Below are 13,386 nucleotides of genomic sequence, written 5' to 3' on the forward strand. Positions count from 1 at the left end.
TACTCGGCTGGAGAATTACATGACATCCCTTTTGGTCGGTACAGGCGCGGGTTTGTTCGGCGCGGTCATCCTCTGGCTGCGCTACGGTCACAAACTGCGTGAAGAAGTGCCGGTGTCGGACTTCCAGCGCAAGCTCAATTTCATCCGCGACGTCTGCGACGGCAACCTCACAAAATCCAGCGCGCTGCTGACCGAAAAGATGGCGCTCGACACCACGCTGTCGTATGAGCAGGCGGTCGAACGCGTGTATCTCGACATGCTTGAACTCACCAACGAAGAACGCGCCGCGGTTCTGAAGCATGGCGAACGCCGCAAGGCCCGCCGTGCCAAGTCGCACCCTGATGCTTCCGAATCTGCAATGCAATAGCCATCCATAAATAACGCAATAAGCAATGCACGTTGCACATGCGGTTTTGTAATTTGCAAACTCGCTATTGATTGTTGGGCGCCGGCTGGGCTGGCGCTATAGTGGAAACCTTGTTTTCATCATCGGGAAATCCACCGGGTACATTGCGCATAGTCCAGGCAATTGCAGTTCCCGACGACCGTCCAATCCAACTATGCATATCGTCATCGGCGCCGGCGTGATCGGCGCTTCCGTCGCTTATCATCTGGCGCGCGCAGGTGCGCCCGTCACCGTCATCGACGCCGGCCGCATCGGCGGCGGCACCAGCGGCAGCAGTTTCGCGTGGGTCAATTCTCACAACAAGGCGCCGCGCGCCTATCACGATCTCAACGTCGCCGGCATGCGTGCGCATGCCGCCTTGCGCGAATGCTTCGGCGACGCGCCGTGGTGGCACGGCGGCGGCACCGTCGAATGGGAAAGCATCGCGCCCGAGGCCTACCGCGCCAAGGTGGCGCTGCTGCAATCGTGGCGCTACACCGCCGAGTGGCTCGATCACGCCGCCCTGCATGCGCTGGAGCCGGACATCAACCTTGGCGCCGTCGGCGATGCGCCGGTGGCTTTTTTCCCCGACGACGGATGGGTCGATCCGGTCGTCTACAGCCACGCGCTATTGACCGAAGCGAAGCGTCTTGGCGCACAAGTATTTCAACATCTTGCGGTGACGGCAATTCGTCGCCAAGGCAGTCGCGTAACCGGCGTCGCTACCGCCGATGGCGCGACGCACGATGCCGACGTGGTCGTCAACGCCACCGGCCGCTGGGCCGACCAGTCGGCGTTGCCGCTTGACTTGCGCATTCCGCTGGCGCCGTCGGCGGGCCTGATGCTGTTCACACCGCCGCTGGCGCATGGCGTGCAGCGCGTGATCTTTTCGCCGCGCGTGCATATCCGTCCCGACGGCGCCGGGCGCCTGCTGATCTGCCGCAACGATCTTGAGGTGACGGCCGACGCTGAACTCGATCGCTGTTCGCCGGAAGTGACCGGGTTGCTCGCCGCAGCGCGCGAGGTATTGCCGCTGCTGCGCCACGTCGATGCCGAAGCCTTACGCGTGGGCGTGCGTGCGATTCCGGCGGACCAATTTCCTGCGGTCGGACCGTCGCCCGGCACCAAGGGATATTACAGCGTGGTCACGCACAGCGGCGTGACGCTGGCGCCTTTCCTGGGTGAAGCAGTCGCCGAGGAAATCCTCAACAACACCGTGCGGCCCGAGCTGGCAAGCTTCCGGCCGCAACGCTTCTTTTCCTGACTTTTCTGATGCCTCATCCACAAGGACACTCCATGGCAAGAATCAACCTCGTGCAGCGCGATGCGCTCGACCCGCAACGCCAGCAATCCTATGACGACGAAATCGCGCGTGTCGGCCAGGTCACCAACATGAAGGGCACCATCCTGCATTCGCTGGCGGCGCACCAGGCTTATCACGGCTCCTACCTGATCAAGGCCGAGCTGATCAAGCTGCTCGGCAAGCGCGCCTTCAACGTCTATGCACACGCCATCTCGTCAGCGTCGGATTGCCTGCTGTGCTCGACCTTTTTCCGCAAGGCGCTGGCAGCTGAAGGGATCTCGCCGAAAGACTTCAACCCGACCGACGACGAGCAGTTGCTGATCGATCTCGGCAGCCGCATCGGCGGCCGCGCCAAGCAACTCGACGACGCCATCTGGACGCGCCTGAAGCAGCGCTACGACGACAGCGCCATCGTCAACCTGATCGGTTTCGGCGGCACCATGGTAGCGACCAACATCTTCAACAGTCTGCTCGAAGTCGACATGGACGACTACCTGCAGGACCCGGCGCAATAAAGAAAAACGGAGAAAACACATGAGCGCCCCCAAGAAAACCTATTACGGCGTCAGCGTCGGCATCCTGATGGTGAAGACGCATTTCCGCCGCTACCTCGGCGACATCGGCCATGCCGGCACCTGGAATTTTCCGGTGCAATACCGCATCGTCGAAGACGCCGTCCCGTCCAGGATGACCGACCTGCACAACGTCAGCCTGCTGGAGCCGTTCAAGAAGGCCGCGAAGGAACTGGTCGATGCCGGCGTCGACGGCATCACCACGACCTGCGGCTTCCTGTCGATCTACCAGCAGGAACTGGTCGACTTCTGCGGCGTGCCGGTTGCCACCAGCAGTCTGTTGCAAGTGCCGATGGTGCAGCGGATCATTCCATCCAACAAGAAAGTCGGCATCCTCACCTACAACGGCGACGTGCTCAACGGCAGATACCTGGAAGCGGTCGGCATCGCCGCCGACACGCCGGTGTACGGCATGCCGCAGAACTCCGAGTTCGTGCGCTCGATCCGAGAAGGCGACGACGGCGTTCCGTATGCAGTGCTGCGCCAGGAAGTGCTCGACCTGGTCGCGCGCATGCTGCGCGAGAATCCCTCCATCGGCGCGATCGTGTCCGAGTGCACCAACCTCGCGCCGTTCACGGCCGATATCCAGCAGACCTTCGGCATTCCGATCTACGACACGGTGTCGCTGGTGAACTGGTTCCAGGCAGGCCTGCGGCCACGGCGTTATCCGGCGGAGTAAGAGGGCGAGCCATCTTCCCTGAAAAGTATTGACGTTCGTCATTTCATGTAATAAATTAAGTTACATGAAAAAAGACAGCCGATTATCCGGCGTGCTGCACGTGCTGCTGCACCTCGCCGAACATCCGACCCCCATGACTTCAGAATCGCTGGCAAAGGCGATGGACACCAATCCGGTGGTTATCCGGCGCATCATGGCCGGCTTGCGGGAACAAGGCTATGTCAGCTCGGAAAAGGGCCACGGCGGCGGTTGGACGCTGACTTGCGACCTGGCGCAAATCACCTTGCGCGACGTCTATGTCGCGCTCGGAAGTCCCTCGTTGCTGGCCATCGGCAGCAGGAGCGAAGCGCCGGCCTGTCTTGTGGAACAGGCGGTCAACACCGCCTTGAACAAGACCTTTGAAGAAGCCGAGGAACTGCTGGTGTCGCGTTTCGGCGAAGTGACCCTGGCAATGCTGAGCGCGGATTTCCATCAACGATTCGAGAAGAAGCGAAAGAAAGCGGGCAAGCCATGAATGACGAAAAACTCCAGGCCACCTTCAACCAGCAGGCGGCCTCGGCCTATGACAGCCAGTGGGCCAGGCTGGCGCCGTTCCGCGTTGCACTGCATTTGCTGGCGACCGCAATCCTGGCGGAGTTGCCTGCGGATGCCCGCATTCTTTGCGTGGGCGCCGGCACCGGCGCGGAGATACTGGCGTTGGCGGAAAAATTCCCGGCCTGGCGCTTCACCGCCGTCGAACCGTCGGGACCGATGCTCGAGGTTTTTCGTCGCAAGGCGCAGGAGCAGGAGCAGGAGCAGGAGCAGGGCATTGCTTCCCGCTGTACGTTTCACGAGGGCTACCTGGATTCATTGCCGCAGGGCGAACCCTTCGACGCCGCCACCTCGCTGCTGGTGTCGCACTTCATTCTGCAACAGGATGAGCGCGCCGGATTCTTCCGCGGCATCCGCCAGCGGCTATGTTCGAACGGCATCCTGATCAATTCGGATCTGACTTCCGATACGGATGCGCCGCACTACGGCGCGCTGCTGGAAGTCTGGATGCGCACCATGGCCGGCGCCGATCTCGGTCAGGAAAAGCTGGAGCAGATGCGAGCGGCATACCGTCGCGGCGTTGCCATTCTGGCGCCGGAAATCGTCGCCGGGATAATTGCATCCGGCGGATTCGACACGCCCGTGCAGTTTTATCAATGCGGGTTGATTCACGGCTGGTTTGCCAGAGCGGCATAGGCCGGTGGTCAGGCCAACGTGTTGCCTTCGGCGGCAAGGTTTTTGATCAGGCGTTGCAGCAAGCCGACCAGTAGTTCCTTTTCTTCCCTGCTCAGGACCGCGCAGACATCCTGATCAATCTCCCTCAGCACTACACGTCCCGGTTCGAGCAACTGGTGTGCGTGCTCAGTAAGAGAAACGAGGCTGCTGCGTCGGTCGGTCGGAGACGCTTCGCGCACGATCAGGTTGTCGCGCTCCATGCGTCCCAACAATTGCGCCATGCTGGGCTGCTCCACACCTGCCAGCTCGGCCAACTCCTTCTGCGTGCGTTTGCTGCCATCCTTGAGCGCCACCAGCACAGGTAGCTGGGAGGTGCTGATGCCGACTTCCCGCAACCGGTCGTCGACCGGTTTCAGCAATGCGCGGGACAATCGATTGATCAGCAAGGTAGGCATCTCATGCGGATGCCAGGCTTTCGGTCTGTTCATGAAACACCTTTACATAGGAGCCTATTTACAATATAAATAGGCTCCTATCAATATACGGGAGCTTTGAAGATGCGACAACAGCCTTCCATCGCCATCATCGGCGCCGGCCCGGCGGGTTTGACTGCGGCCAACGTCTTTCATCGCCATGGTTGGCAATGCGAGGTGTTTGAGTCCGACGCCTCAGCCGCCTCGCGCGACCAGGGCGGGTCGTTGGATCTGCATCCTGAAGACGGTCAGCTTGCACTGAAGAAAGCGGGGCTGTTTGCGCAGTTCATGGCGGTAGCGCGCCATGAAGACCAGGGGTTGCGCATCATTGACGGCGCGAGCGGCGCGGTCATGCGTGAATTCGCTCCGGCAGAGGGGGAGGGCGATCGTCCGGAAATCGACCGGGATGTGCTTCGTCAGCTTCTTCTCGAACCGTTGGGCGGCAATGTCGTTCATTGGGCGGCGCAGATTCGCGCCTTGACCGTGTTGCCTGACGGCCGCGTGACGCTGCAGCTGGAGAGTGGTTCCGTCGGACCGTTCGATCTGGTGATCGGTGCGGATGGCGCATGGTCCAAAGTCCGGACGGTATTGACGGATATCTTCCCGGCTTACACCGGCGTCACTTTCGTCGAACTGTGGTTTGACGATGTCGACCAGGCGCGCCCCGCGGCGGCGGAGCTGGTCGGCCATGGCACGATGTTCGCATTGCGCGACCAGGCCGGCATCATCGGGCAGCGCAATGGCAAGGGGCGGTTGCGCGTCTACGCCGCCTTCCGCACACGGGCGGAAGACGGCGACCGGCCCGACAAGACCCTCACCAATCTCGGCAAGGATGAACTGCTCGCGCGCTTTTCCGGGTGGGCGCCGTCGCTGACGTCGTTATTGCGGGACGCGGACCACATTGCCGCCATTCGTCCCATCGTGACGCTGCCCGCGCAATGCCGTTGGCAGCATCAATCCGGCTTGACCCTGGTCGGCGATGCGGCACATGTGATGCCGCCGCTGGGGACCGGAGTAAACCTTGCGATGCTCGATGCCGCCGAACTGGCGGAAAATCTGATTCATGCTGCTGACTGGCGCCTGGCCGTGCAAGCGTCCGAGCGCGCCATGCTCGACAGATCCGGCGCCATCGCCAGTCAGTGCATTGCGTCGTTCGATGCGATGTTCGGTCCGGACGCGCATCAGTCTGGAGTCGGACATTTCGATGCCCATCATGCCCCGTTGCCTCCCTGAGCTCTCGACCCCCGTCAAAGCCGTGCGGGCGGTCTGCTCAATACTGTCAATATCCGCATTGGCTGCATTTGGACCTCACCAGGTGTCGTTTGCGCATCCGGCTTACAATATTTCCATCCATTAACGCCACCTGGCCACAGGTGCCATGCCATGAGGTATTCCCATGAACAAGGCTTTGAAGATCGATTTCGTTTCCGACGTCGTATGTCCCTGGTGCGCGATCGGGCTGGCGGGTCTCAATACCGCGCTCGAACGCCTCGGGCCGGAGACGCACGTCGACTTCACCGTCCACCCCTTCGAGCTTAATCCCGGCATGCCCGCAGCCGGGCAGGAGCAACTTGAACACATCACCGAAAAATACGGCATCAGCGCCGACCAGGCCCGCACCAACCGTGAACAAATCCGGGCCAGAGCGGCCTCGGTCGGTTTCACCATGAACCGCGATGACACCAGCCGCGTCTACAACACCTTCGACGCCCATCGCCTGCTTGCCTGGGCAAAGGAGAAGAATGCACAAGCAGCGCTGAAACTGATCCTGCTCGAAGCTTACTTCACCGACGGCAAGAACATCGCCGACCGGAATGTGTTGGCAGAACTCGCCAGTCAAGCCGGCCTGGATACCGTTGAGGCAAGCGAAATACTGGCATCGGACCGGTTTGCGCAGGAAGTGAAGGAAGAGGAAACGTTTTGGACCCAGCGCGGCATCAGCAGCGTACCGGCGGTCATCGTAAATGATCGCTACCTGATCTCGGGCGGCCAGCCCCCGGACGTATTTGAAGAGCAGCTTCGTGCGATCCTGGCGGGCGATGTTGAGACTTCGTGATCTCTTAGGCCACCTGGACAGAGAGTGTGGACGCGTGGACACATAGTCATTCATGTATGGTAAAAAGACTAAACCTTTGATCAGGAGTAACCATGCATCAGCGACATGATGAAAGTACGGCCAATCTGAAAGAGTTGATGACGATCGCCCCGATCAGTCACCAGGCATATGTGGCGCATCTGCGAGCGAGGGTTGACGCTCGGCGGCAAATGGAAGATGCGAGAGAAGAAGCCAGGCAGCGGAGCGAGGAAGTACTCTAGCGGCGTCGATCTCAACAATGGCATTTCTCTGGCTGAAATCGGATTGCCTGTGAACGCCAGGAACGTTCGTTTCACCTCACCAGGCCGGAATCACCGTGCCGTTGAATTTCTTGATGATGAATTGCTTGATCTGCTCTGATTCGAAGATCTTGATGAAACGGGCGATGCGCGGGTCGTCCTTGCGGTCGGCGCGGGCGGCCCAGATGATGGCCCATTGCGAGGTTTTGTCTTCCAGCAGCAGTGCGTCCTTTGGATTCAGTCCGGCCAGCACGCCTTTGTTGAGCGTGATGACGCCGGCATCGATGTCGACCAGCACGCGCGGCAATTGCACTTCGTCCAGCAGCACGATATTGAGCTTCTTCGGATTTTCCGCGATGTCGGCGACGCCGGCGTTGGTGTTGGCGTCGGCCTTCAGTTTGATCAGGCCGGCCTTTTGCAGCAGGAACAGGGCGCGTGCTTCATTGGCCGGATCGTTCGGGATACCGATCTTGGCGCCCTGGGGGAAGGTCGCCAGCGACTTGTGCCTGGCCGAGTAAATGCCGGCCGGGGCGACATAGGTCGGCTTGATCGAGACGATCTTGTAGCCGCGCGATTCATTCTGCTTTTGCATGTACGGCACGTGCTGGAAATTGTTCAGATCGATATCGCCGGCCTGGGTCGCTTCGTTGATCTGGGTCGGTTCGGTGAACTCGATCACCTTGACCGGAAAACCTTGCGCGTTGGCGATCTTGGCGGCTTCCTGCAAGAAGTCGCTGAACGGGCCGGGCGAGGCGCCCACACGCAAGGGCGCATCGGCGGCGAAGACGTTGGCGCTGAAGGCGAGCGCAGCGGTGAAAAGGATTTTCTTGGTCAGGCTGGATGGGAACACGGCGTGCTTTCTGGTCGGTAGGAGAATCGGCGGAAAGTGTAGCAACCGCCTCTGCAATTGCGAACGACGCATTTCTCACGACGATATGCAGTTTTCTTCTTTGGTCAGTCAGGGTGTCGCATGCACGAAACCACCTTTGACGAAGCGCACCGGTTCTGCGTCCATCGCCGCGATCAGGCTGTCAAGACCGCCGGGTTTGTTGGATTTTCCTGCCGCCATTTCGGCCGGGGCGCGGCACAAGATATCGGATTCGGACCAGGCGCCGTTGCTGTCGGCCGGCAGCTTGCGTGCGCGCAGCCAGCCGTCGCGGTCGGTCAGCAATTGCGTGCCGGCGAGCTGGTCGCTGTCGATGCCGGTGATGATGGACAGCGCCTGCCAGGCGTCCTTTGAGCGGCTCAGACAGTCGATGGCAGGTGCACCTGCTTGCGGCGCAGGCAGCTTCAACGCACCGTCGGCGAGGACCACGCTGCGCAGGCGTGGGTCGTCGAACGGTAGCGCTGCGGATTGTTGCGCCGAGGCCAGGATGACGCGCACGCGTTGCCCGCCTGTTTGCGTGGCTTGCTTGCCGCAATCGGCGGCTCCTGCCGGCAACGCGACCGGCTGGTCCCATGCACCGATGGCGCGGATGCTGGCGCCGGCGGCGTTGGCTTTCATGAAATCGATCAATGCCCAGACGTCGTTGTCGGTGAGCTGGCGCGTGAAGCCCGGCATGGTCGCGGCGCCGTGGCGGTCGCGTGCGCCGTAGGCGATCTTCCAGAACAGTTCGCCGTCGGCGCGGCGCCACAGCAAGCCGCTGGCAAGATTGGGCGGCGACACCGGCAAGGACAGCGCCAGCGGCGTGTCGCCCTTGCCGTCGATGGCGTGGCAACTGGCGCAGCGCTGTTCATACACTTGCCGGCCATGGACGATGGCGGCGGCGCTGAAACCGGTGGGAGAAGTATGGAAACTGGTCGGTTCGGCCGGCGCCAGCAGCAGATGGCGATCGGGCCACGGCGTGAAGAAGACGAGGGCGACCGTCGCCAGCAGCATCACCACGCGGCCGCGTCGCCACGCCAGCGCAATTACCAGCGCCAGCAATGCCGCGAAAGAGAAGCCAAGCGCGCTCAGCAACTGCCGGGCGATGCTGCGATCGATCAGCAGGACGTCGCCGCTGAGGCGTTCGGCGAACGGCCAGGCCGGCTGGCCGTGGCTGGTTTGCGCCAGCCCGAGCGCCGCCAGCGCGTGCAGGAAACCGTCTTGCAATACCTGGATCGCGCCGAGCAGCAGGTTGATCCAGTCGGACAAGGACAACAGATTCACCAGCTGGCATCCAGTCCCAGGTGGCGCAGTGCTTCGTGGCGCAACTCGGCCAGCCGCGCATCGCCGCGATGGCGCGGGTAGGGCAGGTCGACCTTGATCTCGGCGCGGATGCGCGCCGGACGGTCGCTGAAGATGATGACCCGATTGGCCAGGAACAAGGCTTCTTCGACATCATGCGTGACCAGCAGCGCCGAGAAGCCGTTGCGCTGCCACAGCGACACCAGCTCGCTCTGCATCTGCAGGCGCGTGAGCGAGTCGAGCTTGCCCAGCGGCTCGTCCAGCACCAGCAACTGCGGATCGTTGACCAGTGCGCGCGCCAGCGCCACACGTTGCGCCATGCCGCCCGACAGCTGATGCGGGAAGGCGTCGGCGAACTCGGTCAGGCCCACCAGCGCGAGGGCGTCGTCGACGCGGTAGCGTTGCTCCTTGAGCAGGCCGCGCGCCTGCAAACCGAGCGCGACGTTGTCCCACACCTTGCGCCACGGGTACAGTGTCGGATCCTGGAACACCACGATGCGCGAGGGATCGGGACGCGTGATCTTCGTGTCATCCTGCGTCACCTGGCCGGTGGTGGCCGGCTCCAGTCCCGCGACCAGGCGCAGCAAGGTGGACTTGCCGCAGCCGCTCGGGCCGAGCAGGGCGACGAATTCGCCGGGAGCGACAGTCAGTGAAATATCGTCGAGCACCTGCAGCACGCCATTGGGCAACTTGAACCAGTGGCTGACGTGCTGGATATCGATGTGCGCGCCGGTTTTTGCAGGTGCATCTGTTTGTGAATGCTGCTCGATGGCGGCGTTTACCATTTGACGGTTCCTTTCTGCCACGACAGCGCGCGGTCGCGCACCTTGAAGAGCAGCGTGATCAGGCTGGAGCACAGGATCGCCATGAGGATCAGTGCAGCGTACATATTGCTGTAGGCGGCCCATCCTTGCGACCATTGCAGGTACCAGCCGAGGCCGGCCTTGACGCCCATCATTTCGGCCGTGACCAGCACCGAGAACGCGGCGCCCAATCCCATGAACAGGCCGACGAACACTTGCGGCAGCGCCGCCGGGATCGCCACGCGCAGGATCAGGAACCATTCGGACGCGCCCAGCGTGCGCGCCACGTCGTAGTAACTCTTGTTGACCGAGGCCACGCCCGACCAGGTCAGCACCGCCACCGGGAAGGCCGTCGCCAGCGCGATCAGGAACACCGCAGCGGCGTAGCTCGACGGCGCGAAGAAGAACGCCAGCGGCAGCAGCGCGGACGCCGGCACCGGACCGAGGAAGCGCAGCACCGGATGCACCCAGTAACCGGCCACGCGCGACCAGCCTATCGTCGCGCCCACCAGAAATCCGACCAGGCCGCCGGCGGCGAAGCCGTGCACCAGCAAGCGCAGCGAATAGGCGGTGCTGATGCCGAGGCGGCTCCAGTCTTCGCTATACACCTCGATCAGGCTTTGCGGCGGCGCGAAGAAGGGGGACGGCAGCACGCCCAGCTTGGCGGTCAGGATTTCCCACACGCCCAGCAACAGCGGCGCCGCCACCAGCCATTGGCCGGCCGGACGCAGCAGATGGACAATACGGCCGGCGCGGTCGCCGGCCAGCGCCAGCACCGCCAGCACCACGCCCACCGCGATGGTGGCGTAGCCGAATTCATCAGTGAAAGCCCAGTCGCTGAAACCGACTTCCTTGTTGGGCCAGCGCAGCGTAATCGCGCCCAGCAGCAGCCAGGCGACGGCCGCCAGCAGGCCGGTGCGCCAGATGCCGACGGCGCGCACGCCCTCGAACAGACCGGCCTGGCCGGCCCTGAGCAGGACATCGTTGGTCGTGGTGGTGGTCATGGTGATCTCCGGTAAGGGGAACGACGATGGATCAGCCGAGCACGTCGAGCGTGACGTGATTGGCCAGGCGTACCGGATCGGTGGATTTCTTCAGCACGCCGGCGGTGTGGAAATCGCGTGCGAAGTATTCCACTTCATCGCGCAGCGATTTGCCGGTCGGATGATGGTGATAGGTCAGGCTGCTCAGCAGCGCGCGCAGGTCTTCGACCGGCACCTTGGGCGAATACTTGGCGTAGATCTTGGCGGCTTCGTTGGGGTTTTCTGCGACGTATTCCGAGGCCTGCACAATTGAACGCACCACGGCCGCCGCCGCCGGCTTGTCGTTGCGCACCAGGTCGCCGCGCGCGCCCAGGATGCAGCAGATCTTGTCCTTGTATTCGCCGACGGCGCTGTTGCCGATTTCGGTGAATACGCCCTTGTTTCGTTTCTCGATCAGGAAGATGTTCGGGTCGCCGTCGGCAATCGCCTGGATCTCGCCCTTCTTGACCGCGACGTCGAGCAGGTCGGCCGGATAGACGCGCCATTCGACGTCCTTCTCGACGTTGAAACCTTTCTTGGCGAGATGGATGGCGAAGAAATTCTTGGCCGGGCTGTTCTGGTCGGACACGCCGATGACCTTGCCCTTGAGGCTGTTGATGTCCTTCACGCCGGCCTGATTGGCGCCGACCAGGCGCAGGCAGCCGCCGTGCGCGCTGCCGATGATCTTGACGTCGAAGCCCGCTTCCAGCGGCTTGAGCCAGCGGTGGATCAGACCGACGCCGACGTCGGCCTTGCCGGTCGCCAGCGCTTCCAGCAGTTGATCGGTGGAGCCGCCCCAGTTCAGCAGCTCGACATCGAGACCGTTCTTTTCGAAGTAGCCGCGTTCCTGCGCCACCACCACCGGCGACAGGCAGAATGAGATCGCGCTCCAGGCGAAGGTCAGTTTGCGTGGCGGCGCCGACCAGGCGTTGGGCGTGGCGATGGCGGCACCCGCGCCGACCACGGCAGCAGCAGCACCGGCACGCAGCACGTCGCGGCGCGACCAGGATGGAACGGAAAGAGCATCTGGCGAGAGGATATTTTTCTTCATTGTTGGGACTCCACTGGGTTGACCGGAGCGGGCTGCGTGTAAAAGTTCGGCGCGGGCAAGACAAGACCCTGGCGCTGACGAGCCGCTGACAAAACAGGCAAATACTAATGAGGACGGGCGGTGCGCCCAAAGAATAAGAATGCGTTTATTTATACGTTGGGCGCTTGAAGCAACGCCGATCGGACAGGGCGGATGCAGGCTTGGCGGAGGCTGCGGACTTTGCCGCGGGATGCGTTGCTATCGCAGATGCGGAGCGCCTTGCGGGCGCATATGAATATGCGGAATGCTTCGTTGTCGCGGGCAAATGGCGGACGGAAACTTGGTTCCGTATTTTGATCCCTCACACTAACCCAGGAAAGAAACCGCCATGACCACGCTCAACCATTATCTCTCCGAAAAACGCAGCGCCGTGCTGGCGCGCGAAGCGCTTATCGATGCCGGCACGGCCGCACCCGTTGCGCTGCAAGCCACGGTCAGCGCCGAAGGCCGCAGCGGGGTGCGCCGCATCCGCATCCGCGACCATCAGGTGATCAGCGACAGCCCGCCGGATTTCGCCGGCTACAACCTCGGCCCCAGTTCGCCCGAGTTGCAACTGGGCGTACTGGGTTCTTGCGTGACGCATATCTTTTTGATTCAGGCGGCGCATCGTCAGGTGCCGGTTGAATCGCTGGCGGTGGAGGTGAGCGGCAAGATCGATCCGCGCGGCGGTCGCCCGGGTTACGAAGACATTCCGATCTATCCGCACGACATCGGCTACACCGTGCACCTGGTGTCGCCGGCTGCGAAGGAAGACGTGGACGCCTTGTTCGAGGCGGTGGAAAAGACATGCCCCATCCTCAACCTGCTCAAGCATCCGCAGCAGATCCGCGCGGAGATCCGTCACACGCGCAGCGTTGCGTCGGCCGAATCGGCAGTTGGCGCCGAGCGGACGGAACCGGTGATCTCCTGATCTCAGCCGCCGGTTGCGACCGGCGTGGTTCCGCTTGATGTCCCCAGTGAGTCGCGCCGTCGGCGGCAGGCTGAGTTTGCGCGTGCAGCGGAAGCGCTGCGCAGCTTGCCAGCAGCAGCCCCACGAGCACAGGGAATGGTTGCAATGTCTTCATGAAAACCCCCTGCCTTCACGAAGGCGGCGTGCCATGCCTTGCTGTGGGCCGGGTTGAAGTATTGGTCGTTCTCGATGTAGATCCACAGCATCGGCGCCTTGGCGGTCTTGCCGAAGCGGACGTACTGTCTTCCAGCCGCTTGCCCTGGCAGGGAATCCCAAATCGCCGGAAAAGCCCATTCTGCTGCGAATGTCGCCATGCTAGAATCCATCGCGCACCATGCCTCGATACCTCGGTTGCAAGTGATTTGGAAATCCTCGTAGATTTTTAATAGCCAGCTTCAATGAC

General features: G+C 62.2%; 16 protein-coding genes. 9 read left to right on the top strand and 7 right to left on the bottom strand.

The window, feature by feature from the left end:
• Window positions 1-19: 19 nt before the first annotated feature.
• The 6 genes from DXT88_RS08795 to DXT88_RS08820 all read left to right on the top strand — a co-directional run bounded on the left by DXT88_RS08795 (window position 20) and on the right by DXT88_RS08820 (window position 4,166).
• A complete protein-coding gene (locus tag DXT88_RS08795) occupies window positions 20-367 on the top strand; it encodes a hypothetical protein (RefSeq protein WP_040503847.1) in 348 nt (115 codons plus the stop codon).
• A gap of 193 nt (window positions 368-560) precedes the next feature.
• Window positions 561-1,649, top strand: a complete 1,089-nt coding sequence (locus DXT88_RS08800; protein ID WP_265212763.1) for an NAD(P)/FAD-dependent oxidoreductase — start codon at window positions 561-563, stop codon at window positions 1,647-1,649.
• A gap of 32 nt (window positions 1,650-1,681) precedes the next feature.
• Window positions 1,682-2,203, top strand: a complete 522-nt coding sequence (locus DXT88_RS08805) for a carboxymuconolactone decarboxylase family protein (protein ID WP_265212765.1) — start codon at window positions 1,682-1,684, stop codon at window positions 2,201-2,203.
• Window positions 2,204-2,222: 19 nt separating this feature from the next.
• On the top strand, window positions 2,223-2,939 hold the full coding sequence (locus tag DXT88_RS08810; RefSeq protein ID WP_265212766.1) for an aspartate/glutamate racemase family protein: 717 nt from the start codon (window positions 2,223-2,225) through the stop codon (window positions 2,937-2,939).
• A 64-nt stretch (window positions 2,940-3,003) separates the two neighbouring features.
• Window positions 3,004-3,453, top strand: coding sequence for an Rrf2 family transcriptional regulator (locus DXT88_RS08815; RefSeq protein ID WP_265212768.1), 450 nt, complete (start codon window positions 3,004-3,006; stop codon window positions 3,451-3,453).
• Window positions 3,450-4,166 (top strand): class I SAM-dependent methyltransferase, encoded by a 717-nt coding sequence (locus DXT88_RS08820; protein ID WP_265212770.1) that lies wholly within the window; start codon window positions 3,450-3,452, stop codon window positions 4,164-4,166. The genes DXT88_RS08815 and DXT88_RS08820 overlap by 4 nt, the downstream gene beginning before the upstream one ends.
• Before the next feature lie 8 nt (window positions 4,167-4,174).
• Here the strand turns inward: DXT88_RS08820 and DXT88_RS08825 are convergent, their stop codons facing one another.
• On the bottom strand, window positions 4,175-4,633 hold the full coding sequence (locus DXT88_RS08825; RefSeq protein WP_265212772.1) for a MarR family winged helix-turn-helix transcriptional regulator: 459 nt from the start codon (window positions 4,631-4,633) through the stop codon (window positions 4,175-4,177).
• 69 nt (window positions 4,634-4,702) lie between these two features.
• Here DXT88_RS08825 and DXT88_RS08830 point away from each other — a divergent pair, with 69 nt between their 5' ends.
• Window positions 4,703-5,851, top strand: coding sequence for an FAD-dependent oxidoreductase (locus DXT88_RS08830; protein ID WP_265212774.1), 1,149 nt, complete (start codon window positions 4,703-4,705; stop codon window positions 5,849-5,851).
• Window positions 5,852-6,014: 163 nt separating this feature from the next.
• Window positions 6,015-6,674, top strand: a complete 660-nt coding sequence (locus DXT88_RS08835) for a DsbA family oxidoreductase (RefSeq protein ID WP_265212776.1) — start codon at window positions 6,015-6,017, stop codon at window positions 6,672-6,674.
• 336 nt (window positions 6,675-7,010) lie between these two features.
• Here the strand turns inward: DXT88_RS08835 and DXT88_RS08840 are convergent, their stop codons facing one another.
• The 5 genes from DXT88_RS08840 to DXT88_RS08860 all read right to left on the bottom strand — a co-directional run bounded on the left by DXT88_RS08840 (window position 7,011) and on the right by DXT88_RS08860 (window position 11,995).
• On the bottom strand, window positions 7,011-7,802 hold the full coding sequence (locus tag DXT88_RS08840) for a MetQ/NlpA family ABC transporter substrate-binding protein (RefSeq protein ID WP_265212778.1): 792 nt from the start codon (window positions 7,800-7,802) through the stop codon (window positions 7,011-7,013).
• Between the two features lie 108 nt (window positions 7,803-7,910).
• Entirely contained in the window at window positions 7,911-9,101 is a 1,191-nt protein-coding gene (locus DXT88_RS08845; RefSeq protein ID WP_265212780.1) for a c-type cytochrome, read from the bottom strand.
• Window positions 9,098-9,904 (bottom strand): ABC transporter ATP-binding protein, encoded by an 807-nt coding sequence (locus tag DXT88_RS08850; RefSeq protein WP_265212782.1) that lies wholly within the window; start codon window positions 9,902-9,904, stop codon window positions 9,098-9,100. Before DXT88_RS08850 ends, DXT88_RS08845 begins: the two co-directional genes overlap by 4 nt.
• A complete protein-coding gene (locus tag DXT88_RS08855) occupies window positions 9,898-10,926 on the bottom strand; it encodes an ABC transporter permease (RefSeq protein ID WP_265212784.1) in 1,029 nt (342 codons plus the stop codon). Before DXT88_RS08855 ends, DXT88_RS08850 begins: the two co-directional genes overlap by 7 nt.
• Window positions 10,927-10,957: 31 nt before the next feature.
• Complete coding sequence (locus tag DXT88_RS08860) at window positions 10,958-11,995, bottom strand: ABC transporter substrate-binding protein (protein ID WP_265212786.1); 1,038 nt, start codon at window positions 11,993-11,995, stop codon at window positions 10,958-10,960.
• A gap of 367 nt (window positions 11,996-12,362) precedes the next feature.
• On the opposite strand from DXT88_RS08860, the gene DXT88_RS08865 reads away from it, so the two are divergent.
• Entirely contained in the window at window positions 12,363-12,944 is a 582-nt protein-coding gene (locus tag DXT88_RS08865) for an OsmC family protein (RefSeq protein ID WP_265212788.1), read from the top strand.
• A gap of 2 nt (window positions 12,945-12,946) precedes the next feature.
• Here the strand turns inward: DXT88_RS08865 and DXT88_RS08870 are convergent, their stop codons facing one another.
• On the bottom strand, window positions 12,947-13,297 hold the full coding sequence (locus DXT88_RS08870; RefSeq protein WP_265212790.1) for a hypothetical protein: 351 nt from the start codon (window positions 13,295-13,297) through the stop codon (window positions 12,947-12,949).
• Window positions 13,298-13,386: the final 89 nt, after the last annotated feature.

Origin of the sequence: Herbaspirillum lusitanum (genome assembly GCF_026127345.1) — a bacterium.
In the GTDB taxonomy this organism is placed as follows: domain Bacteria; phylum Pseudomonadota; class Gammaproteobacteria; order Burkholderiales; family Burkholderiaceae_D; genus Herbaspirillum; species Herbaspirillum lusitanum.